General features: G+C 65.2%; 19 protein-coding genes and 1 pseudogene. 12 read left to right on the forward strand and 8 right to left on the reverse strand.

Going from position 1 to position 23416, the window contains the following annotated elements; translation table 11 throughout:
* Window positions 1–30 precede the first annotated feature (30 nt).
* Window positions 31–681: a class I SAM-dependent methyltransferase gene (locus J4G32_RS12715; RefSeq protein ID WP_210493697.1), complete on the reverse strand. Its 651-nt coding sequence runs from the start codon at window positions 679–681 to the stop codon at window positions 31–33.
* On the reverse strand, window positions 678–1820 hold the full coding sequence (locus J4G32_RS12720; protein WP_246505056.1) for a glycosyltransferase: 1143 nt from the start codon (window positions 1818–1820) through the stop codon (window positions 678–680). The genes J4G32_RS12715 and J4G32_RS12720 overlap by 4 nt, the downstream gene beginning before the upstream one ends.
* A gap of 146 nt (window positions 1821–1966) precedes the next feature.
* Here J4G32_RS12720 and J4G32_RS12725 point away from each other — a divergent pair.
* The 11 genes and pseudogenes from J4G32_RS12725 to J4G32_RS12770 all read left to right on the forward strand — a co-directional run bounded on the left by J4G32_RS12725 (window position 1967) and on the right by J4G32_RS12770 (window position 16553).
* Window positions 1967–3121: pseudogene (locus J4G32_RS12725) on the forward strand (DNA topoisomerase IB).
* 62 nt (window positions 3122–3183) lie between these two features.
* Window positions 3184–4617 (forward strand): cytochrome ubiquinol oxidase subunit I, encoded by a 1434-nt coding sequence (locus J4G32_RS12730; RefSeq protein ID WP_210493698.1) that lies wholly within the window; start codon window positions 3184–3186, stop codon window positions 4615–4617.
* Between the two features lie 10 nt (window positions 4618–4627).
* Window positions 4628–5671, forward strand: coding sequence for a cytochrome d ubiquinol oxidase subunit II (cydB, locus tag J4G32_RS12735; protein ID WP_210493700.1), 1044 nt, complete (start codon window positions 4628–4630; stop codon window positions 5669–5671).
* Window positions 5671–5802 (forward strand): hypothetical protein, encoded by a 132-nt coding sequence (locus J4G32_RS21975; RefSeq protein ID WP_281413563.1) that lies wholly within the window; start codon window positions 5671–5673, stop codon window positions 5800–5802. Before cydB ends, J4G32_RS21975 begins: the two co-directional genes overlap by 1 nt.
* Before the next feature lie 517 nt (window positions 5803–6319).
* A complete protein-coding gene (locus tag J4G32_RS12740) occupies window positions 6320–8095 on the forward strand; it encodes a type I secretion system permease/ATPase (protein ID WP_210493701.1) in 1776 nt (591 codons plus the stop codon).
* A complete protein-coding gene (locus J4G32_RS12745; RefSeq protein ID WP_210493703.1) occupies window positions 8095–9414 on the forward strand; it encodes an HlyD family type I secretion periplasmic adaptor subunit in 1320 nt (439 codons plus the stop codon). The genes J4G32_RS12740 and J4G32_RS12745 overlap by 1 nt, the downstream gene beginning before the upstream one ends.
* Window positions 9415–9778: 364 nt before the next feature.
* Entirely contained in the window at window positions 9779–10546 is a 768-nt protein-coding gene (otsB, locus tag J4G32_RS12750) for a trehalose-phosphatase (RefSeq protein ID WP_210493717.1), read from the forward strand.
* Window positions 10547–10563: 17 nt separating this feature from the next.
* The gene (locus J4G32_RS12755) at window positions 10564–12372 is read left to right on the forward strand and encodes a glycoside hydrolase family 15 protein (RefSeq protein WP_210493723.1); all 1809 of its coding nucleotides are present in this window, start codon (window positions 10564–10566) and stop codon (window positions 12370–12372) included.
* 44 nt (window positions 12373–12416) lie between these two features.
* On the forward strand, window positions 12417–13415 hold the full coding sequence (locus J4G32_RS12760) for a glucokinase (protein WP_210493728.1): 999 nt from the start codon (window positions 12417–12419) through the stop codon (window positions 13413–13415).
* A 31-nt stretch (window positions 13416–13446) separates the two neighbouring features.
* Window positions 13447–14562 carry a succinylglutamate desuccinylase/aspartoacylase family protein gene (locus J4G32_RS12765; protein WP_210493732.1) on the forward strand — a complete coding sequence of 372 codons (1116 nt, stop codon included), beginning with the start codon at window positions 13447–13449 and terminating at the stop codon, window positions 14560–14562.
* 407 nt (window positions 14563–14969) lie between these two features.
* Window positions 14970–16553: a peptide chain release factor 3 gene (locus J4G32_RS12770; protein ID WP_210493734.1), complete on the forward strand. Its 1584-nt coding sequence runs from the start codon at window positions 14970–14972 to the stop codon at window positions 16551–16553.
* Window positions 16554–16584: 31 nt separating this feature from the next.
* Here the strand turns inward: J4G32_RS12770 and J4G32_RS12775 are convergent, their stop codons facing one another.
* From J4G32_RS12775 to J4G32_RS12800, 6 genes are all read right to left on the reverse strand, one after another.
* Window positions 16585–16941: a DUF3088 domain-containing protein gene (locus tag J4G32_RS12775; protein ID WP_210493738.1), complete on the reverse strand. Its 357-nt coding sequence runs from the start codon at window positions 16939–16941 to the stop codon at window positions 16585–16587.
* 2 nt (window positions 16942–16943) lie between these two features.
* Window positions 16944–17846 (reverse strand): sugar kinase, encoded by a 903-nt coding sequence (locus tag J4G32_RS12780; protein WP_210493743.1) that lies wholly within the window; start codon window positions 17844–17846, stop codon window positions 16944–16946.
* Between the two features lie 81 nt (window positions 17847–17927).
* Window positions 17928–18722, reverse strand: a complete 795-nt coding sequence (locus J4G32_RS12785; RefSeq protein ID WP_210493750.1) for a bestrophin-like domain — start codon at window positions 18720–18722, stop codon at window positions 17928–17930.
* A gap of 22 nt (window positions 18723–18744) precedes the next feature.
* Entirely contained in the window at window positions 18745–19647 is a 903-nt protein-coding gene (locus J4G32_RS12790) for an N-acetylglucosamine kinase (RefSeq protein WP_210493754.1), read from the reverse strand.
* A 48-nt stretch (window positions 19648–19695) separates the two neighbouring features.
* Complete coding sequence (locus J4G32_RS12795; protein ID WP_210493758.1) at window positions 19696–20598, reverse strand: N-acetylmuramic acid 6-phosphate etherase; 903 nt, start codon at window positions 20596–20598, stop codon at window positions 19696–19698.
* Between the two features lie 76 nt (window positions 20599–20674).
* On the reverse strand, window positions 20675–21703 hold the full coding sequence (locus tag J4G32_RS12800; RefSeq protein WP_210493762.1) for a serine hydrolase domain-containing protein: 1029 nt from the start codon (window positions 21701–21703) through the stop codon (window positions 20675–20677).
* Between the two features lie 150 nt (window positions 21704–21853).
* Here J4G32_RS12800 and J4G32_RS12805 point away from each other — a divergent pair, with 150 nt between their 5' ends.
* Complete coding sequence (locus J4G32_RS12805; RefSeq protein ID WP_210493765.1) at window positions 21854–23353, forward strand: ABC transporter substrate-binding protein; 1500 nt, start codon at window positions 21854–21856, stop codon at window positions 23351–23353.
* Window positions 23354–23416 lie beyond the last annotated feature (63 nt).

Here is a 23416-nt window from a genome sequence, read left to right on the forward strand (position 1 = left end):
CTTATACACCATCCCGTCAGGCAGCACCCATCAGGTCTCGGCAAACCGCCAGACGCTCGTCTTCTTGATATCGGCATCTTCTAACGTTCGCGTGACGGGCACCTGATACTGCGCCAAAAGCTCCAGCCGACTGTGCGGGAGGTAGGCTCGTCCGGGATCCCCCAGCAGGATGGTGGCCCCGCGGCGCTGGAGGCCGAACAGCCAGTCCGTCACCGCGCGGGCGAGGTCGCGCTCATAGCAGATGTCGCCGGCCAGGACCGTGTCCCATCCCAGATCGCTTCCCACGAGATCGGTCTGGCAAGCGGTGAGCGACACCCCGTTCGCAGCCCCGTTGAGGCCGATGGCCGCGATCGCGAACGGATCGATATCCGCCGCCGTGACGTGGGCCGCGCCCGCCATCATGGCGGCGATGCCCACGAGGCCCGATCCGGATGCGAAATCGAGCACGCGTCGCCCCCGGACGCTATCCGGATGATCCAGCACGTAACGGGCAAGCGCCTGACCGCCGGCCCAGGCGAAGGCCCAAAATGGCGGGGGCAGACCGATCGTGCCCAGTTCGTCCTCGGTCTTCTGCCACAGCGCCGTGGCCTCGTCGGCGACATAGAGGGAAATCTCGGGCGCATGCGGCACCGGCAGGAGGCGGGTCTCGGCGCGGATAAAGGCTTGGGGATTCTCGATCATGCCCCGAGGCAGTCGCGGTAGAGGCCTTTGACGGCCTCCATGACGTCGCGCTCGGTGAACCCGTCGAGAACCCGCGCGCGGGCGGCAGCTCCCATCCGCGCGACACTGTCCGGGTCCTGCGCCAGTTGGACAAATGCCGCGGCCAGCGCTTCAACGTCGCCGGGCGGCACCACAAGGCCCTCGATGCCGTCGCGGGCCAGCGTCCGGCAGCCGGGGACGTCCGCGGTGACGAGCGCCCTGCCACAGGCGGCCGCCTCCAGGAGCGTGCGTGGCAGGCCCTCGCCGCCGCGCGAGGGAAGGCACGCGACGTGATGGTCCCGCCAGACCCCGGCCACATCGTCCGTCGGGCCGTGCCAGGTCACGCCCGGCTCCCGGTTCCAGGCGTCGAGCGTCGCCGCCGGAATCGCCTTGGGATTGGAAGGATCGGGGGCACCATAAAGGGACAGCTCCACCGCAGCCCCTCGGCTTCGTGCAATCCCCACGGCCGCCACGGCGAGGTCGATCCCCTTCGACCAGAGCATGCGGGCCACCAGCGCAATGCGAAGGGGCGGCTGGGGCGGCAGCGGGGAGGGCGAGAACAGGCAGGGATCAACTCCGGCGCCGCCGACGATGGTGACATCGCGTCCATCGGGATTGAGTCCGAGGAGGACCGGATCGTCGCGGTTCTCGAACAGATAGCGGGTCCGCTTGGTGGCAAGCGCCCGCACCAGGAGACGGACGCCTCGCTGGGCAAGGCGGCCGGACAGATCCTGCCGCGCGCCAAGAAACCCGAGGCCCGTCAGGGCATAGACGCGCCGGTCGATGCCCGCCATGGCGGCTGCGGCGCCGCCGATGAGAATGCCCCGAAGGGCGATGCAATGGACGATGTCGGGCTTTTCCGCGCGCAGGATGGACGCCAGTTGGCCCGCCGCATAGCCCGCCGCCATCGGGTTCAGGCTCCGGCGCTCGGCCTCGAGCGCCACGACCAGAGCGCCGGTCTGCTCGATGATCTCCTTGTGGGCACGCACCCGCGTGACGACGACGACCGCCAGCCCGAGCTCGCGCGCAGCCCGCGCCATCGGCAGGAAATGCGACGCAAAGAACCAGTCTTCGGTGACGACGAAAACAAGCTTTCGGTCGGACGGAACAGGGGCTGTCAAAGGTGTCACGAGGGATCCCGAGGCGGAGCTGAGGTCTTCTAGACGGCGCACGCCCATGAGGGAACCGGCAATCACACGGGCTGCCGCCAGCAGGAACAGAAAGGGCCGGATCAGGTTGACGTCGCGTCCGTCAGCCAGGGCTCGCCATGTTGCTTGAAAACACTGCTCCCGTCGCCAATGTGGTCGACCCGCGCGACGCGGCCGAGACCGCCGGTCTTTCCTATGTGTCCGACGAGCAGCCGGGTATCCGGCGCAAGAGGGCCGGCAAGGGGTTTTCCTACGTGGCATCGACCGGCCGCAAGGTCGACGACGAGCCGACCCTCGCCCGCATCCGCGCGCTTGCCATTCCGCCGGCCTATACCGAGGTCTGGATCTGTCAGAAGGCCAATGGCCATATCCAGGCGACGGGCCGTGACGCCAAAGGCCGCAAGCAATATCGCTATCACGCCTTGTTTCGCGAAGTCCGCGACAGCACCAAATACGAGCACACGCTCGCCTTCGCTCAGGCGCTCCCGGCGATCCGCAAAGCGGTCGACGCGCATATGGGCCTGCGCGGATTGCCGCGTGAGAAAGTGCTGGCCACCGTGGTGCACCTTCTCGAGAACACCCTTATCCGCGTGGGAAATTCCGACTACGCCAAGCAGAACAAGAGTTATGGTCTCACCACGTTGCGCGACCCGCATGTCGCCGTGACGGGCGCCGAACTGCGCTTCGCCTTCAAGGGGAAAAGCGGCAAGGAATGGCGGCTGAAGGTCAAGGACCGCCGCGTTGCCCGCATCGTGAAGGCCTGCCAGGACCTGCCGGGCCAGGACCTGTTCCAGTATCTCGATGAGGACGGCGAGAGGCAGAGCATCTCGTCATCGGACGTCAACGCCTATCTGCGTGAGATCTCCGGCGAAGATTTCACCGCCAAGGATTTCCGCACCTGGGCCGGGACCGTTCTGGCAGCGCTCGCGCTCGCGGAGTTCGAGCGATTCGACGACGAAGCCAGCGCCAAGTAGAACCTCCGGGCGGCAATCGAGAGCGTCGCCTCGCGGCTGGGCAACACGCCCACGATCTGCCGCAAGTGCTACATCCATCCAGAAGTGCTCAACTGCTACCTCGACGGCGACCTGTTGCTGGACGTCAAGGAAGAGGTGGAGGCAGAACTGCGCGATCAGCTCGCCGGACTGAAGCCCGAAGAGGCCGCCGTGCTGATCCTGCTGAAGGCCCGCCTCGAGCGGGAACTCGACGTCCGCAAGGCGCGTAAGTCCGCGGGGAAAAAGACGCCCAGACGGGCGTCTGCGACACTGAAAGCCTAGTTGTCCCGGGCGGTTTCGTGGGAATATGACCCCACGATCTGAACGACCGCAGGGAGAACGCCATGGAACTCGACGCCTTGATGCTGTCGCGGATCCAGTTCGGCTTCACGATCGCGTTCCACATCATCTTCCCGTCCTTCACCATCGGCCTTGCAAGCTGGCTCGTGGCGTTGGAATTCAACTGGCTGCGGACCGGCAATCCCCTCTACAAAAACCTGTTCCGGTTCTGGGTGAAGGTGTTTGCCGTGTCGTTCGGCCTCGGGGTCGTGTCCGGCATCGTCATGAGCTACCAGTTCGGCACCAACTGGTCGCGCTATTCCGAGTTCACCGGCAACGTTCTCGGTCCGGTCATCGCCTACGAGGTGCTCACCGCGTTCTTCCTCGAGGCCTCGTTTCTCGGCATCATGCTGTTCGGCTGGGAGAAGGTCGGCAACCGGCTTCATTTCGTCGCGACCTGCCTGGTGGCGCTGGGAACGCTGATCTCGGCCTTCTGGATCCTGTCGGCCAATTCCTGGATGCAGACGCCGGACGGCTTTGCCATCGAAAACGGCAAGGCGGTGCCGACAGACTGGTTCAAGGTGGTGTTCAACCCGTCCTTCCCGTTACGCTATGCCCACATGGTGACGGCCTGCTACCTGACGACCGCCTTCGCCATCGCGGGCATGTCCGCCTGGATGTTGCTGCGCGCCTGGAAGGAGCCCGAATCGCGGCTCGCCGGCGCCCGCAAGTCCCTGTCCATGGCACTGTGGTTCGCCGTGGTGGCGGTGCCCCTGCAGATCTTCATCGGCGACATGCACGGGCTGGTGGTGATGGAGCACCAGCCGGTCAAGCTTGCGGCCATCGAGGGCAACTGGGACCGGCAGGCGAACATGCCGCTCCGGCTGTTCGCGCTGCCGGATCAGGCCGCCGAGACGAACCACTACGAAGTGGCGATTCCGAAGATCGGCAGCCTGATTCTCACCCATTCCTTCGACGGCGTCGTGCCCGGTCTCAAGGATGTGCCGGCGGCGGACCGCCCGCCCGTCTGGCCGGTCTTCTTCTCGTTCCGTATCATGGTGGGGATCGGCTTTGCCATGCTGGGCCTGTCGCTCTGGAGCCTCTACCTGCGCTTCAAGGGGACGCTGTTCTCGAATCGTCTGTTCCTGCGCGCCGCCATGATCATGACGCCGTCCGGATTCGGCGCCGTGCTGTTCGGCTGGTTCACGGCCGAGATCGGTCGCCAGCCTTTCGTCGTGTACGGCCATCTGCGCACGGCCGACGCGGTCTCGCCGATTTCGGCGAGCGCGGTCACCGCGTCGCTTCTCACCTTCATCGTGGTCTACGCCTTCGTGTTCGGTTTCGGCTCCTATTATCTGGCCAAGCTCCTCCGCAAGGGGCCTGACCCGGTGGAGGATCTGCCGGGCGAAGACCTCACGAAGACGGCCCGGCGGCCGCTCTCCGTCCCCAGTGAGGGGATCGAGGGCGGGCCCGGCCACGAAGCGCAGACGGCCAGATAGGAGCGCGCCCATGTTCGGTTTCGGAATGGCCTATGAGGGACTGGCGTTCTGGCTCCCCCTGATCTGGGCCGGTGTTCTCGCCGTGGCGGTCGCCATGTATGTCATCGCCGACGGCTTCGATCTGGGCGTCGGCATCCTGTTCAAGGGAGCCCGGGACGAGAACTGGCGCGACCGGATGATGTTCTCCGTGGCCCCCATCTGGGACGGCAACGAGACCTGGCTGATTCTGGGCGGCGGCGGATTGTTCGCCGTTTTCCACATCGCCTACGCGATCCTGATGCCCGCCCTCTACGTGCCGATCACGCTGATGCTCGTGGCGTTGATCTTTCGGGGGGTCGCATTCGAATTCCGCTTCAAGTCGGACCGCTCGAAATTCCTGTGGGACAACGCGTTCCACTACGGGTCGCTGGTGGCGACCTTCTCTCAGGGGCTTGTACTGGGCGCCTTCGTCCAGGGATTTTCCCATGACGGCCACCAGTTCACCGGCGGCGTCCTGGACTTCCTGACGCCGTTCAGCGTCATGACGGGCATCGGACTGGTCTGCGGCTACGGCCTGCTCGGCGCGACGTGGTGCGTCATGAAGACGACGGGCGAGTTGGAGATCTGGGCGCGCCGGATGGCGCTGCGGTTTCTCGTCGCCACCATGATGGCCATGGCGGTGGTGTCGATCTGGGTGCCGTTTCTCGGCCGAAATCTCGACGCGCGCTGGTTCGCGTGGCCCAACATCGCCTTCCTGGCCCCGATCCCGCTGGTGACGGCCTTTGCGGCCTATCGGCTCTATGCCGATCTTGCGGCGGGGCGTCACGTGCGCCCGTTCTTTCTCGCCATCAGCCTGTTTATGCTGGGCTATCTCGGCTTGGGCGTGACGCTCTTCCCCTATATCGTGCCGCCGTCCCTGACCATCTGGGACACGGCCAACACCGTCTCGTCGCAGCTTTTCGCCCTCGTGGGATTTGCGATCGTCCTGCCGTTCACCTTCGCCTACACGGCCTACGCCTACTGGGTCTTTCGCGGCAAGGTTGCCGAGGAGATCAAGGGCGGAGGATATCACTGATGGCGACCTTGCATTCCCGTCCGGGCCGCGGTGGAGGCCGACGGTTCGCCTGGTTCGTGGCGATTTACGGGGCGAGCCTCATTGTCTTCGCCGCCTTGGTTTACGGGCTGCGCGCCATCATTCCGCACTAGACATGGGCGAAAATTCCTCGGTTAATTTGCCTAAGTCACTGTGAAGAGGATGGTATTTCAAAAAAAGCCTCAAGATTGCCATGAATGCGCACGAGGGTCCGCGGCGTCGGGATGCGTTTCCGCCCGGTGATTTTCCACACACGGCAGTCCACGCGGGTCAGGCAGGCGCATGCGCCGGCGAGTCGGTCCATTGATTAAAACGTAATATTGAAGCAAAATGCGCACTTGGGTGTGCCTCTCTGAACGGGCTGGAACACAAGGTCGCGGACTCTTTTCATTGACAGAGTTACATAGAATAGGGTTACAAAAGACATAGCGTAACGTAAGCTGAGCGCCGGCCCAGAAAGGCCTCACCGCTCAGCCAAGGCGCTGGACGAGGGGCTTCATAGAAATAAAGCCTAACCACTTAGAGGCCGTCACATGGCGGCTCATTTCATGTAGGGTGACTTGAATCCTGCGTGGTGTAACGCAACTGAGACCGAGCGGAGTCGGCTTATCGGCCCGCCATGGGATATGAATGATGAAGCAGGCAGCGAGAAGCCGCAGGCAAGAAAGTACCGAAGTCCTCGACGCGCTGAAAGTGTGCAGTCCCTCCTTCGTTGGCGTGGCGCTGTTTTCGGCAGTCGTGAACATCCTGGCGCTGACCGGGTCGATCTATATGCTTCAGCTTTACGATCGCGTGCTGTCGAGCCGGAGCATCTCCACCCTGGTCGGTCTGTCCCTGATCGTGCTCGCCGCCTACCTCCTGCAGGGCGGCCTCGACGCCCTGCGCGGCAAGATGCTGGCGCGAATCGGCGCCCGCTTCGACGAAATTCTCTCCCGCCGCGTCTTCGATCTCGTGGCGACCATGCCGCTCAAGGGCGCCAAGGCGTCCGAAAGCCTTCAGCCCATTCGCGACCTCGACCAGATCCGCGGCTTCCTGTCGAGCCTCGGCCCGACGGCCATGTTCGACATGCCGTTCATGCCGATCTTCTTCATCGGCTGTTTCATTATCCACCCCTGGCTTGGCTGGATGTCGGTGATCGGCGGCATCGTCATCATCATTCTGACGCTCTACACCGACGCCAAGAGCAAGGCCCCGGCCTTTGAACTCGCCAAGAGCGGTGCCGAACGCCAGATGATGGCTGAGAGCAGCCGCCGCAACGCCGAGGTCATCCGCGCGCTCGGCATGCTCGACTTCCTGGGCAACCGCTATGCCAAGGTTCACACCAAGCATGTGGATGCGGCCCTTGCGTCCAGCGAATCAACCTCCGGCATCGCGGCCTTCGCCAAGGTGTTCCGCATGGTCCTGCAATCCGGCATCCTTGGCCTCGCGGCCTACCTGGTCATCCAGGGCGAGATGTCGGGCGGCCTGATGATTGCCGCCTCCATCATGATGTCCCGGGCCCTCGCGCCCATCGAGATCGCGGTGGCGAACTGGAAGGGCTTCACGGCGGCACGCCAGGGCTATCATCGCCTGTCGCACATCCTGTCGGTCGTGCCCGCCCAGGAACTGCACATGCCCCTGCCGGCGCCCCGCCAGCGCCTCACCCTGGAGGACATCTATGTGGGTGCCCCAGGTGGCCAGCAGGCCATTGTCCATGCGGCTTCCCTCGAATTGCAGGCCGGCCAGGGCCTCGGTCTCATCGGGCCCAGCGCGTCAGGGAAATCGACCCTTGCCCGCGCCATTGTCGGTGTATGGCCAACCCTGCGCGGCGATATCCGCCTCGACGGCGCGGCCATCGAGCACTGGGAATCGGACGATCTCGGCCGGCATATCGGCTACCTGCCCCAGGACGTCGAGCTGTTCGACGGGACGGTGGCGGAGAACATCGCCCGCTTCCAGGCAGAGCCTTCGCCGGAGGCCGTTATCGCAGCGGCCCAGACCGCCGGCGCCCATGAACTCATCCTCGGCCTGCCGGACGGCTACGACACTCATATCGGCGAAGGCGGAGCATCTCTGTCGGGCGGTCAGCGCCAGCGCGTGGCTCTTGCCCGCGCGCTCTACGGCGACCCCTTCCTGGTCGTGCTCGACGAGCCCAATGCCAGCCTCGACGGGGCAGGCGACGAAGCGCTGAACGGCGCCATCATGGCCGTCCGCAACCGTGGCGGCATCGTGATCGTCATCACCCATCGGCCGGCGGCGCTTGGCAATGTCGATCTCGTCGGCATCATGGAAGAGGGCCGCGTCAAGGCGCTCGGACCGCGTGACGAAGTTCTGCAATCGGTCATGAAACGTAATGCGACGCCTGCAGCCGCACCGGCTGCAGCGCGGGCGGCGGCGCCGGGCACGTCCCTGCGGGAGGTCGGATAATGTTGATCAAGCCAGCACCCAAGAAGTCCAAGCACCAGGCGGCCATCCATCGGGCAGCCATTGCGGGCGTGTCCATGATCGCCCTCTTCGGCGGGACGATCGGCCTCTGGGCCGCGACCGCCACCCTGTCCGGCGCTGTCATGGCCGGCGGCCAGTTCGTGGTCGATACCAGCATCAAGAAGATCCAGCACGGCACCGGCGGGATCGTGGGCGAACTGAACGTCCATGAGGGCCAGCGCGTGAAGGAGGGCGAGTTGCTTGTCCGTCTCGACGAGACGGTGACGCGCGCCAACCTTCAGGTGGTGTCCAAGCAGCTCGACGAGTTTCTAGGCCGTCAGGCCCGTCTCGAGGCGGAGCGTGACGGACTGAACGAGTTGGCGACGCCGCCTGAACTCGCGAGCCGGGCGAGCGAACCGGCGATCATGAAGATCCTGTCGACGGAGCGGACCCTGTTCGAAGCCCGCCGCGCGGCCCGCGCGGCCCAGAAGGATCAGCTGCGCAAGCGCATTTCGCAGTCGCAGGACGAGATCACCGGCCTTCGCGCCCAGCAGGCGTCAAAAGCCCGCGAGGCAACCCTCATCACCGAGGAGCTGAAGGGCGTCCGTGAGCTCTACGAGAAGAACCTCGTGCAGTTGCCGCGCCTTAACGCCCTGGAGCGTGACGGCGCCAGCATCGAGGGCCAGCGGGGGCAGCTCATCGCCGCCGTCGCCCAGGCCGAGGGCAAGATCGCCGAAACCTCGTTCCAGATGATTCAGGTGGACGAGCAGCTGCGCGCCGACGCGATGCAGGAGTTGCGCGAGATCCAGGGCAAGATCGCGGAGTTCAGCGAGCGCCGCGTCGCCGCCGAGGACCAGCTTCGCCGGATCGACATCCGGTCTCCGAGCGCCGGCTATGTCCACCAGCTCAATGTCCATACGGTCGGGGGTGTCATCTCGCCGGCCGAGCCCGTCATGTACATCGTGCCCGAGAATGAATCCCTCAATCTGGAGGCGAGGGTCCAGCCAAGCGACATCGATCAGGTGGCCATCGGCCAGAAAGCGACCGTGCGCGTTCACGCCTCCCATGCCCGCACGATCCCGGAACTCCATGGCACCGTGTCGCGGGTCTCGGCCGACGTGACCACCGACCAGAAGAGCGGGGCGTCGTTCTACACGATTCGCGTCGAACTCCCCGCGACCGAGCTCAAGCGTCTCGAGCACCTGAAGCTCATCGCCGGCATGCAGGCCGAGGTGTTCGTCCAGGTCAATGAGCGCACGCCGTTCGAGTATATGATCAAGCCGATGGAAGAGCAGTTCGCCCGCGCCTTCCGCGAGCATTAGGCGCTTTTTCGCCCGGCTCCGATCGGGCCGGCCTTCAATCCGCAGCGTCCGCTTCCAAGCGCGCTGCGGATTTTTTTTGGGGCGCTCCGGGGCGGGAGCACAGGCCTTTCCGGTCCTGCGACGACGTGGCGGGCTCCCGTCGTCTCAACCCTTGGGGTGCACGGGGGGGCCGCCAGACCGGGAATCTGACGGACTTTTCGCCGAAAATGATCTGCCTGGCCGGCACATCTCACTGGCAAAACGTGCTCTCGCGCGGTGTCGTTCGTTCAGGACCGCACGTGCATTCCCCTACGTCCCTTCCGCCCGCGCGCAAAATCTGCGAAGGCAGAGTTCATCACTGTTATCGCGGGGCGAAAGCCGGACCATGAACAACGACAACGTCGAGGCTGTCCACACGTCCGACACCACCGATCAATGGGCGCTCTTCCTCGATTTCGACGGCACCCTTGTGGATATTGTCGAGCGTCCGGACGACGTCCTTGTCGATCCCGCCCTTCCAGAGGCGCTTGCGCGCCTGCGAGACCGGCTCGGTGGCGCGCTTGCCATCATCAGCGGGCGTCCGATCGCGTTCCTGGATGGGCATCTGGGCGGCGGGAAGTTCGACGCGGCTGGCCTCCACGGCCTCGAGCATCGCATCGGCAACGACCTCTACCTGTGCCAGGCAGAGGATCATCCGGCCTTGCGCCCGATCGTCGCCCGTCTCCACGCCATCATCGCCGACAAGCCCGGCCTGCTGATCGAGGACAAAGGCTGTTCGGTTGCGCTCCATTGGCGTCAGGCGCCGCTGGAAAAGGACTTTTGCCTGGCCACCGCCCATGCGGCCCTTGAATCGCTCGGGCCGGATTATCGCGTCCAGTTCGGCAAGGCGGTTGCCGAAATCCTTCCCTCGGCGGCCGGCAAGGGCAAGGTGATCGACTCCTTCCTGCTCGAGCCTCCCTATCGCGGCCGCCGCGCCATCTTCGTGGGTGACGACCTCACGGACGAGAACGGTTTCAAGGCCGTCAATGCCCAAGGCGGCGTCTCCGTGCGGATCGGGCCGGGCGAGACGGTCGCCCAGCATCGGGTGGGAACGCCCGCGGACCTAAGGCATTCCCTCATCACATGGGCCGCAGGCGGCCCCCCTCCCTTCTGAATGGAATATCGTCCCCTATGAGCTCCCTCGACCTTGCCGTCATCGGCAATTGCATGATCGCGGCCCTCGTGGACCGACGGGCGCAGATCGTCTGGAGCTGCTTCCCGCGCTTCGACGGCGACCCGGTCTTTTCGGCGCTGCTGGACGGGCTTGAGGAGAAATCCGACGCGGACCAGCGCGGCATCTTCGCCATCGACATGGTGGGCATGGAAACCTGCGAGCAGACCTATCTCGAGAACACCGCCGTGCTGGTGTCGACCATGACGGATACGTTCGGCAACATTCTCGAGATCACGGATTTTGCGCCGCGGTTCAAGCATCTCGATCGCACCTTTCGGCCGCCTCAACTCGTCCGCCGGGTCCGCCCGCTCAAGGGGAGGCCCCGGATCCGGGTGCGGTTGCGGCCGCATTATGATTGGGGATCGCAGCAGCCCACGACGACGCGGGGGAGCAATCACCTGCGCTTTGTCGGGCCGCACCATTCCCTGCGCCTGACAACCGACGCCCCCATCACGTATGTGGCCCAGGAGCGGCCCTTCGTGGTCGACAGGCCGATGTCGTTCTTCTTCGGCGAGGACGAGCCCCTGCGCTCGGAGGTCGATTCCACGGCGCGCGAATTCCTCGACGCCACGGTCGGTTTCTGGCGTGACTGGGTCCGGGCGCTGTCGATTCCCTTCGAATGGCAGGAAGCTGTCATCCGGGCGGCCATCACGCTGAAACTCTGCAATTTCGAGGAGACGGGCGCCATCGTGGCGGCGTTGACCACTTCCGTTCCGGAGGCTCCCCACACGCAGCGCAACTGGGATTACCGGTTCTGCTGGCTGCGGGACGCCTACTTCGTCATCCAGGCGCTCAACCGCCTGGGCACGACCCGCACCATGGAGGACTACCTCACCTACATCACCAACATCGTCGACGATGCGGATGCCAATCCCGACCAGAAGGATATGCCGCCGCTTTTCAGCATTACGCGCTCGCCCGATTTGGAAGAACGCCAGGCCGAGTCGCTCGCCGGATACCGCGGCATGGGTCCGGTGCGTGTGGGCAACGCCGCCTACACGCAGATACAAAACGATGCCTATGGCAGCATCGTGCTGGCCTCCACTCATGCCTTCCTCGACCGGCGGCTGATCCGCCCCGGCAATGAATCGTTGTTCGAGCATCTCGAGACGCTGGGGCGCCGGGCCGTCGAGGTGTTCGACCAGCCGGATGCCGGGCCGTGGGAATTGCGCACCAAAGCCGCCGTCCACACGTTCCCCAGCGTGATGTGCTGGGCGGCCTGCGACCGGCTCGACAAGATCGCCCAATCCATGAACCGGCCGGACCGTGCCCAGTTCTGGCGCAGCCAGGCCGACCGGATGCATGCGGTGATCGACAAGCGGGCCTACAACGCCGAAACCGGAACCTTCGTGTCGTCGTTCGAGGGCAAGGACCTCGACGCCACCCTGCTGCTGCTCGCCGAAATCGATTTCGTCTCTCCGGAAGATTCACGCTTTATCGCGACAGTCGATGCGGTGGGCGCCAAGCTCAGGCGGGGCGATCTGCTGTTGCGCTACGATGTCGAAGACGATTTCGGGAAGATGCACACGGCCTTCATGATCTGCGGCTTCTGGTATGTGGATGCGCTGAACGCCATCGGCCGCAAACAGGAGGCGCGCGAATTGTTCGAGCGGATCCTGAAACTCCGAAACTCCTTCGGGTTGTTTTCGGAAGATGCGGACTTCACGACCGGCGAGTTATGGGGCAATTTCCCGCAGACCTACTCGATGGTGGGTCTCATCAATTCTGCCGTACGCCTGAGCCGCAGCTGGGAAAAGGCCTTCTGATCCTTGAGCACGGCTTCCAAGAGCAGAAAGGTCGACGAGGTTTGATGTACGCGTTCCCCGTCCTGCTGGGCGATATCGGCGGCACCAATGCGCGCTTTGCGGTGTTGCCGGCGCCAGGTGCGCCGATCCGGTTCCTGCCCCGCACGCTCACCGCCCACACGCCCGATCCCGTCGGCGCCATCGCCCAGGCTTTGAGCGGCTATGCGGGCGAGAGGCCCCGCTCGGCGATGATCGCGGTAGCGACGCGCGTCGACAAGCCGGTGATCCGCCTGACCAACGCCCACTGGACGATCGATGCCGAGGCGATCGGGAAGGCGCTGGGTCTGGAGCGCGTCACCCTGGTCAATGATTACACGCCGGTCGCCGCCTCGGTGACCGTCCTCAGCGCCAATGATGGTGATCTGGTCGGACTCGGTGGTGGCGGGCCGGTCGGTCAGGGGACACGCGTGGTCCTTGGTCCGGGAACGGGGTTCGGGGCGGCCGCGCTGGTGCCCGTCGGGGACAGGCTTGCGATTCTCGCGACAGAAGCCGGACACGTGGAATTCGGGCCGGTCGCCGAGGGTGAGGCCGATATCTGGCCGCATCTCGAGCGGGTGGGTGGCCGAATCACCGCCGAAGTCGTGCTGTCCGGGCCTGGGCTTTTCCGGATCTCGCGGGCGCTTGCGGCATCGCGCGGGGAGACCTGCCCCTTCACCATTCCCAACGATGTCCTGGCGGCGGCCGCTGACGGCAGCGCTCTCGCCCGTGACAGTCTCGCCATGTTTGCCCGCTGGCTGGGCCGGTTCGCAGGCGATCTTGCGCTGACCTTCGAGGCCTCCGGCGGGGTTTTCATTGCCGGGGGCATCGCCCCCAGAATGGTCGATGTCCTGGCCGGCGGGGGCTTTCGCGATGCCTTCGACCGCAAGGCGCCGCACGATGCCTGGGCCCGCACGGTGCCGGCTTTCGTGATCGTCAATCCGCAACCCGCGATCCACGGGCTGGCGGCTCTGGTCACCGACCCGGACCGGTTCGTCTTCGGCTCACAGGGCTGGCAGCGGCCTTGAGCCTTTGCGCCCGAGGGGGTATGGCCGGGCCATGAAAACCGAACAGATCGCGCTTGCTCCGCTCGCCCCCGGCAGCCACCTCTCCCTTACCGTCCACCGCTTCGGCAAGCCCGGAGCGCGGCCCCGGGTCTATGTCCAGGCGGCCCTCCACGCGGATGAGATCCCCGGGATGATCGCCGCCCATCACCTGCGCGGGCAGCTGGAGGCGCTGGAAGCGGAGGGCCGGATTGCCGGCGAGATCGTGCTGGTGCCGTCGGCCAATCCGATCGGACTGTCTCAGAAGCTCCTCGGGCAACCGGTCGGCCGCTTCGATCTGGCGAATGGTGCGAATTTTAACCGTGGCTACCCGAATGTCGTTGCGGCAGCCGGAAACCGCGTGGAAACGGCGCTGACGGCGGATCCTCAGGCCAATGTCCGCCTGGTGCGCCAGGCGCTTCTCGACGAACTCGCCGGCTGGAAAACCCACAATCCCGCCGATGTGCTGAAGAAGACCCTGCTCGCGCTCGCCATCGATGCCGATTACGTCCTCGATCTTCATTGCGATGCCGAGGCTGTCGTCCATCTCTACACCCACACGCGCTCGGCCGAGGCGCTCGGTCCGCTCTCCGCGTTGCTGGGCGCGCGCGCTGTTCTGGTGGCCGAAGTCTCAGGCGACGACCCCTTCGACGAGGCCTGCAGCCGTCCCTGGGCGGAGTTGGCCGATCGTTTCCCGGATCGGCCGATCCCGATGGCCTGCCACGCGACGACGTTGGAATTCCGAGGCGAAGCGGATGTGAGCGACGATTGGGGGAGCGCCGATGCGGCAGCGCTCGTGGCCTTCATGACCCTGTGCGGCGCGATTGCCGGCGAGAAGCCGGCGATCCCGGACGCCTTGTGCGACCCCACGCCGCTGGCGGGGACCGAGCCGGTCGTCGCACCGTCCTCCGGCATGGTGCTGTTCCGGAAAGACGTCGGGGACGTCGTGATGGCCGGCGACGTCGTTGCCCACATCATCGACCCCCTCACCGGCGTTTCGGTCGAGGCCCGCGCGGCCACGGACGGTGTGCTGTTCGCGCGCATTCTGCTGCGCTTTGCAACCGGGGGACAGCGGATCGCCAAGGTGGCGGGCCGGTCCGCGACCCGCACGGGCAATCTGCTCGGCGCATAGGCCAAAAAAGAAAGGCTGCCCGCGAGGGACAGCCTTTCCATTGTCGTTGGTCCGCGGTCCGGTCAGGACCGCGCCTTTTGTGCGTTACGCACGGATCTCGGCAGAGGCCAGGATCAAGGTCACGGAAACCGGGGACCGCAGGGTATGACAATGAGACACTTGATCACCTCCTTTTCGTTGTTGACGGGGAACACCAATATGGGTTGAAAGCCCGGGCGACGTAAAGGGGCCGCACTGCGGCGTGTTGCCCTTGCCGCAAGAGTCTGATTTTGGTGCCGGGAGCCTTGTCTTCCACGACGTCGATCAGGCAGCGCCCTTTTTCATCGCATGACCCTCCGGCAAAGGGGATCGACCGCGCCGGACCATGCTTCAAACCTGGCTCCCATAGCCCGGGGAACAGACCGCACATGACCGATCTTCCGGCTCCCGTGAGCCGCCGCCGCACCTTTGCGATCATCTCTCACCCGGACGCGGGCAAGACCACGCTGACCGAGAAGCTGCTCCTGTTCGGCGGCGCGATCCAGCTCGCCGGCGAGGTCAAGGCCAAGAAGAACCGCGTCTCGACCCGGTCGGACTGGATGGGCATCGAGCGCGACCGCGGCATTTCGGTCGTGACCTCGGTCATGACCTTCGAATATGGCGGTTGCGTCTTCAACCTGCTCGACACGCCGGGCCACGAAGACTTTTCCGAGGATACCTACCGGACCCTGACCGCGGTCGATTCCGCCATCATGGTCATCGACGCCGCCAAGGGCATCGAAGCGCGCACCCGCAAGCTCTTCGAAGTCTGCCGGATGCGCGACATCCCCATCGTGACCTTCATCAACAAGATGGACCGCGAGGCGCGAAGCCCGTTCGACATTCTCGACGAGATCGAGAAGACCCTGGCGCTCGACACCGCACCGGTCACCTGGCCGATCAGCCAGGGCCGCAGTTTTGCCGGCACCTACGATCTGCGCCGCAATCTGGTGCGCCGCATCGATACGGACGAAGAGCCGGTCACCGTGTCGGGGCCGACCGACCCCTTCGTGACTGCGCTGCTGCCGCCCGAGGAGGTCGACGCCTGGCAGGACGAGGTGTCTCTGGCGCAGGAGGCCTGCAAGCCTTTCGACCTGGAGGCCTTCCGCGAGGGTCACCTGACGCCGGTGTTTTTCGGCAGCGCGCTGCGCAATTTCGGCGTGCGCGATCTCATCGACGCCATGGCGGCCTTCGCGCCGCCGCCCCGGGGGCAGGATTCCGACAAGCGATTGGTGGAGGCCGGCGAGCCGCGCATGACCGGCTTCGTGTTCAAGATCCAGGCCAATATGGACCCGAATCACCGGGACCGGATCGCCTTCATGCGGATCTGCTCGGGCAAGCTCAGCCGGGGCATGAAGGCCAAGCTGGTGCGGACCGGCAAGCCCATGAGCCTCAACGCCCCGCAATTCTTCTTCGCCCAGGACCGGGCGATTGCCGACGAGGCCTGGGCCGGCGACGTGGTGGGCTTGCCCAATCATGGCACCCTGCGCATCGGCGACACGTTGACGGAGGGCGAGGATCTGGTGTTCCGCGGCGTGCCGAGCTTCGCGCCCGAATTGCTGCGCCGGATCAAGCTGCAGGATGCCATGAAGGCCAAGAAGCTCCGGGAAGCCCTGCAGCAGATGGCCGAGGAGGGCGTCGTCCAGCTCTTCGTCCCGCAGGACGGTTCGGGCGCGATTGTCGGCGTGGTCGGCGCGTTGCAGCTCGACGTGCTCAAGGAACGCCTGATGGGCGAATACGGCCTGCCGATCGATTACGAGCCGACTCGCTTCACCATCTGCCGATGGATCGAGGCGGCCGACCGGATCGAGCTCGACCGGTTCATCGATTCGCATGTCTCGTCCATGGCACGCGATCTCGACGGCGCGCCTGTCTTCATGGCGGCAAACGGGTTCAACCTGCAATACGAGATGGACCGCGCCAAAGGCATCACGTTCTCGGACGTGAAGGATTACCAAAAGAAAGCCGCCTGAGGGCCGCCACGGACACGAGGGATCACGGACACTAGGGATGCGGTTCGGGAAAGCCGTGCCGGATGGTGAGGGCGCGCAGGATGGCGTCCTTGTCGGCAACGAAGCGGACGGACCCATTCTGCTCGGCCGGAACATCCGGCAGGGTCTCGGTTCCCAGCACCAGAAGGGGCAGGGACTGGTGGGACTCGCCCACAAGGGCGATCACGTCCGCCCGCGGGCGCGGCCATGCGACCCGAACCACCTCCAGCCTCGCCGCAAGATGCGGGAACGACGCCAGGACTCCCTCCAGCAAGGCGCAATGCCAGCAATAGAAGCGCCTGCCCGGAAAGGCCGGGTCGGCAAATCCGGGCGTGAGCACGAACAAGCGATCCCGGAATGGAATTGGCATGGTCATGCGGCCAGGCGACGTTCCGCAAAGCGCTGCTGCGTCTCCACGATATCGCCGAGCGTCGGCAGGCTGGCCTCGTTGCCGAGATGCTGGATCGCGTAGGCAGAGGCCGCGCGAGCGAAGAGGAAATGCTCGAGCCAGGGACGCTCGGGCCGCGCCATGGCCGAGTAGACATAGGCGCCGTGGAAAATGTCGCCCGCCCCGTTGGTGTCGACCACTGCCCCTGCCGGCACGTTGAGCGCCGGCAGCACGCTTTCCATCCCGCTCTCGTCATACCAGAGCAGACCGCGCTCCCCCATGGTCACGCCGCCGATCCGGCAGCCCCGCCCTTTGAGATAGGCCAGCATCTCCTGCGGCGTCAGGTTCATCTGCTCGCACAGGCGTTCGGCCACGATCGCCACGTCGATCAGCTCAAGCAGCTCATGGGTGTTGGACCGCAGCCCGCCACCGTCCAGCGAGGTCAGAATGCCGGAATCTCGGCAAATCTTGGCGTAGTGCATGGCCGCATCGGCCTGGTGCCCATCGAGATGGAGAGCCCGGCAACCGTCGATGTTCAGCGGTGGCACCGGGTGCAGATAATGGTCGTCGCGGCAGCGCACGATGGCGCGCTTGCCACCTTGGGGCATGATGAAGGAGAGCGAGGATTCCTTCACTTTGCGGTGATGGACCGAAATGCCGTATTTGGCCGCCATGTCGATGAACATCCGGCCCAGCCAGTCGTCGGCGATGGATGTCAGGAGATCGGGGGCAATTCCAAGCTTGGCGCAGGCAAAGGCTGCCGTCACGGCGTTGCCGCCAAACGAGATCGCATAGTCGCGCGCGACCGTCTTCTCGTCTCCGGTGGGAATCTCGTCCGCCAGGAAGGTGACGTCGATATAGGTTTGGCCGACAAACAGGGCTTGCATCTGACTTTCAATCTCGGCGGCACGGGTAAGTCCGAAGTGTGGAGCAAGTTCGCACCCGCGCGCAACCCCGGACCGGTTCGCTCACGGTTTGGGGGGCGGTGTCATGATGGCGAGGGCCTCCTCGATGGGCGCTGGGGAGAATCGCAATTCGCCATCGAAGGGCCGCTCGCGAATAGCTACCAGCCCCAGGGTGATGATCGCCGCCAGGGAGAAGATCGACAACGCGGTCAGTTGCGCCTTGGGGCGCTCAAGATGAACGACCCCGATGGCGATCTGGGTGATGAGGCCGAGAATCAACACGGCGGTCCATTTGGTCCGATCGGTGCGATCCCCGCTCATGGCAAGACGGTCGTAACGGGATCCGCGCAGTTTCAGCACCGTATCGAGGAGCGCGCCTTGTGCCGCCTGACCGGCCGCCGCCGCCATCTTCGGGTCCGACACCCGGGCGAGCAGCGCCAGCAATTGTTCGTCGGCCTTCACCGAACTCTCCTGATCGCGCATCAACGGCCATTCATCCTCGACCAGGCTGCGGGCGTAGGCTTGGGCCGCAGCGCGAATCTCCGACATGTCCGACACGACCGCGACGCTCATGGCGTGGACAGCTAGCAGGCCGTCCCGCTCCGCCAGAATGGCCCGGTTGGCGACGCGATTGCGGTCCCAGACGTCGTTGGCCAGGAAGCCGGTGAGAAGTGCGAACAGAATGGCCACCGAACTGAAAAAGGGCGCCACCACGCCGACAAGCTTGACGGCATGCGGCTGTCCCAGCCTGCCAAAGGACAGCCAGTGGATGAGCGCGCCCGACAGACCGAACCCAAGCGCGAGGGCGGCGAATATTCCCCAGATGGGCAGATCGAGCCACTCGTCGAAGATCATCATGATGGCGCTCCCCGATGCGGCCCTACCGAACCAGCGCGGCGAGGCGGCCGGCAGTCAGCGCCGCGTCCACATCGCTGCCGATGACCTCGACGGGCGCCAGCAGATCCTGCCGGAACGCCTCCCCGATGGCCGGGTGGATGCGGAAGGCGCCGCCCACGATGGCGACCGGGCGCGGCGCCAGCCGCTTGAAGAGCGCATTGGCGAGGCGCGCGAGTTCAGCCCCTGCCGCGCGCACGATTCCCTCCGCGGTTGCGTCGCCAAGGCTTGCTGCCTCACCGACGACACGCGCCAGTTCGCCGATCTTGCCGCGATCGCCGCCATAGACGAAGGCCCGCACCACGTTCCAGTCGGTGCCGCCGAGCGCGCCCGACAGGCAGGTGCCAAGGATCGTCGCCCAGCCCTGGCCGGGGTCCTCCTCCTCGATGCGCAGGACGGCTTTCAGCGCCTCGCGCGCGATCCAGAATCCGGACCCGCCATCGTCGATGAGATTGCCGCGGCCGCCGACACGGATCACCTCCTTGTCGGGCGACAGGTAATAGCCGATGGAGCCTGTGCCGCTGTAGATCAGGATGCCTTCGCCCAGCGCGAAATAGGACAGGTAGGCAATCCACATGTCCTCGGCGACGAAGATCTTGTCCGGGGCAAGCTGAAAGGCGTCAGCGAAAAGCGCGCGCATGGTCGCTTCCGCGGGCGTCTCCCGCGTCAATCCGGTGATGCCCGCGACAATTCCCACCGGGTCCCCGGTTTGGCGCACCACGGCCGCCATCGCGCCGACGATCTGCTTTGCCCGGGTCTCCGCGGCCTGCGAGAACAGGTGTCCGGTCAGGGGCTCGACGGAGCCCTGCGCGACGCAGGCGCCGTCCTCTTCGACCAGTCTCCAGCGTGTTGCCGTGCCGCCCGCGTCGATGCCCAGTCCCAGCGTCATCGTGCGTCGTGTCCCCTGAACAGAATCGGCCGGCGAGAGGTCAGGGCGCTAGGATCGACGCGCTGCCTCGGCCGGGAACTGTGACAGGGCTTGGCGCAAATTGCCATCGCTGACCGTCAGCGCCGCTTGTGCGTCAGCGGCATCGATCCCCAGTGCAATCATCGACGCGAGCTTCATGTCGCCGTCGGCTTTTCTCAGGGCGTCGATAGCGGTGGCGTCATCGCATCCGGTGATCTGCGACACCATGATTTCGCTGCGGCGCCGGAGCTTCGCGTTGGTGGCGCGCATGTGCACCATCAGGCCGCCATAGACTCGGCCGAGGCGCACCATGATGAGGGTCGAAAGCAGATTGAGGATCACCTTCTGGGCCGTGCCGGCTTTCATCCGCGTCGAGCCCGCCACGACCTCGATCCCCGTCTCGGCGAGAATGGGATGCGAGCAGGCGTCGAGAATGGGCGCATCGGCGTTGTTGGAAATGCCGATGGTCTGCGCGCCCCGTGAGCGGGCCTCGGTGAGCGCCGCGATGGTGAACGGCGTCCGGCCGCTCGCCGCAACCCCGATCACGACATCGTCAGGGCCGACATCGGCATCGCGAATCCCGGCTGTTCCCTGCTCGACCGAATCCTCGGCATTCTCGACCGCCTTCAGCAGGGCGCCCTGACCGCCTGCGATCAGGTAGACGAGCTTGTCGTCTGGCCAGTCGAAGGTCGGCGGCAATTCCGTGCCGTCCTGCACGGCGATGCGGCCGGATGTTCCGGCGCCCACATAGACAATCCGTCCGCCGCGGCGGAGGCGGGTGACGGCCTCTTCGGCAGCCGCGGCGATGGCGGGGAGCGCTGCCCGCACCGCCGCGACGGCGCTGAGCTGGCCCTCGTAGAAGGCCGACAGGATGTCGAGACTGGGCCAGGCATCGAGGTCCTGGAAGCGGGGACTGAAATTCTCGGTGGTCATGTGCGATCTCTCTAGCAGACCACTATAGGTCCAGTACGCGGCCGGAGCAATCCGGTGCGGCCTCGGGCGGGGCGTCCTAAGATTCCCGTTTCGGGTTCCCGAACAGCGCCATCACCGCTTCCCCGGTGGCGCGCCGCAACGCCAGGATGCCGCTCTCCCGGTGACGGGTGGGATGGACCCGGTTTGTCAGCAGCGCCCAGGCCAGCCCACGCTCGAAATCGAGCCAGAGCCCGGTGCCTGTAAAGCCCGTATGGCCGATCGTGCCGCCCGAGCACGAATCGCCGCCATGCCATCCCGCGTGCGCAATTTCCCAGCCGATGGTCCGCGTGCGCACCTGGCGCTGGCGCATGGCCGCGATCGAGGCGGATGCGAGGCCCGATCCGTCGAGGCAGGTCCGGGCGAAGTCGAGCACGCCGTCGATGGTCCCGAACAATCCCGCGTGGCCGGAGGCGCCCCCGAGCGCGAAGGCGTTCTCGTCATGCACCTCGCCGCGAATCATGCGGCCTCGCCAGGTGCACAATTCAGTCGCGGCGCATTGGGCCGGGTCGGGCCTGAAGGTCAGGCCGCCAGGAAGGGGTTGCGCGAGCAGCGGCAGGCCCGACAGGCGTTCGATGGCGATACCCAGCAGGATGAAATTGTTGTCCGAATAGACAGACGGACCGGGCCGCCATTCGCGCTGAAGCACGAAGGCGCGCAGGGTCTGTGGGTCCTGCCCGTAGGTATAGAGCGGCTCGACGGCAGGCAGGTGGGTGTCGTGCGCGAGACATTGCCGGAATGTCAGGCGGCGCTCGGCGGCGTTCAGATCGTACTGGCGCAGATCCGGAATGACGCTGGCGAGCGGATCGTCTAGCCCGATCTGTCCGTCCTCCACGTAGCGGAGAATCCGCGTGGTGGTGAAAATCACCTTGGTGAGAGAGGCCAGATCGAACCACGTCTCGCGCGCGAGCGGCACCTGCTCCGGCGCGATCTGGGCCGACCCCGCAAATCTGACGGCGCGCTCCCCGGACGCTGTCACGACACCAAGCACCGCGCCTGGAATGGACCCGTTTTGGACAGCCGCCAAAGCAGGCGCGAAAGCGGACACGATCAGATCGTCGAAGGGCATGGCGTGGCGGGTCAAACGGTCAGGAGGGCTCGGGCAAGGCAACCATACCACACGCCCGGGCTGCCACCAGAGTGGTATGAGATTGGACCATGACAGGGCAAAAGCGATGGCCTATAAATTCCCCAGCGGCTTCCAAGGGAGAACAAACGAATGATCAGGTCGGCACTTCGCTGCGCGTTGGGCGCGGGTTTCCTCATGACGGCAATGGCCGGCGCTTCGGCCCAGGTCCTTGAAATCGGCGCGGATCTCAGCCCGACCGGTCTCGATCCCCATCTCATCACGGCGTTCCCGAGTTTCATGATCGTCAACGGCAACATCTATGAGGGGCTGACGGCGGTCGACAAGGATCTCAAGGTCGTGCCGGGCCTTGCCGCCTCGTGGACGATTTCTCCCGATGCCAAGACCTACACGTTCAAGCTGCGCCCGGGCGTCAAGTTCCACGATGGCTCCCCCATGGAGGCGGACGACGTCGTCTCGTCCATCAAGCGCGTGCAGAGCAAGGAAATCGCCTCTCCGCTGGCAAGCCGTCTCTCAAGCATCGAAAGCGCCAAGGCGATCGATCCGCTGACCGTCGAGCTGACGCTGAAGGAGCCTTCCGCCCCGCTGCTGGCGTCCATCTCCACGATCATGATCGTCCCGAGCGCGGTCGAGGCCGACAAGGACGCGCTGCAGAAGAAGCCGGTCGGCACCGGCCCGTTCCAGTTTACCGAATGGCAGCCGAACGGCTTCGTGCTGCTGTCGCGCAATGAGGCCTATTGGGACAAGGGCCTGCCGAAACTTGCCGGCCTCAAGTTCAACATCGTGCCGGAATCGGCGACCCGCCAGGTCGGACTCATCAACGGTCAATTCGCGATGTTGCCCAACATCGACGCCGCGACGGCGCTGCAGCTCAAGGGCAAGCCGGGCGTCAAGCTCGCCGAAACGCTGGAGCTCGCCTACAGCCTGGTGGGCATGAACGTGTCGAAGCCGCCCTTCGACAATCCGAAGGTGCGCGAGGCCTTGAACTATGCGCTGAACCGCCAGGAAATCGTCGAAGCGGCGCTCTTTGGCGCAGGCGTTCCCGGCGGGCCGCTGTCGCCGGCGCTCAAATCCTGGGCCGTCGATGTCAAGACCTTCCCCTGCTACACCACCGATCCCGCCAAGGCGCAGGCGCTTCTCAAGGAAGCCGGCGTCGCCATGCCGGTCGCCGTCACGATGAACGTCCTGCCGCGCCAGGACATCAAGGACGTCGCGCAAGTCGTGCAGGAGCAATTGAACAAGGCAGGCTTCAAGGTTGAGCTGAAGAACCAGGAGCAGGGCCAGTTCATCCAGGATTGGCGCAACAGCAATTTCGACCTCTTCGCGTCGACCAATGCCGGCAGCGCCGATCCTGACGAGTATTTCTTCCGCACCTTCCGCACCGGTGGCTCGACCAACGTGTTCAAGTACTCGGACACGGAGATCGACGGCCTGCTCGACAGCGCCCGCACCATGCAGGATCAGGCTGCCCGCAAGGCCGCCTACGACAAGGTTCAGGCGAAACTCGCCTGCTCCGGCCCGGTGGCGCACCTGACCTACAGCACGTTGTTCTCGGCCATGCGCGACAAGATGCAGGGCTTCGACATCATGGCGAACCGCTCGCTGGTGAATCTCAAAAACACCACCAACTGATCCCCGCCACATGACCCTCCGGCGTCCGCAACGCGTTCACCGGAGGGTCCGATCCGAAAATTC

This window comes from Microvirga antarctica (genome assembly GCF_017921815.1).
In the GTDB taxonomy this organism is placed as follows: domain Bacteria; phylum Pseudomonadota; class Alphaproteobacteria; order Rhizobiales; family Beijerinckiaceae; genus Microvirga; species Microvirga antarctica.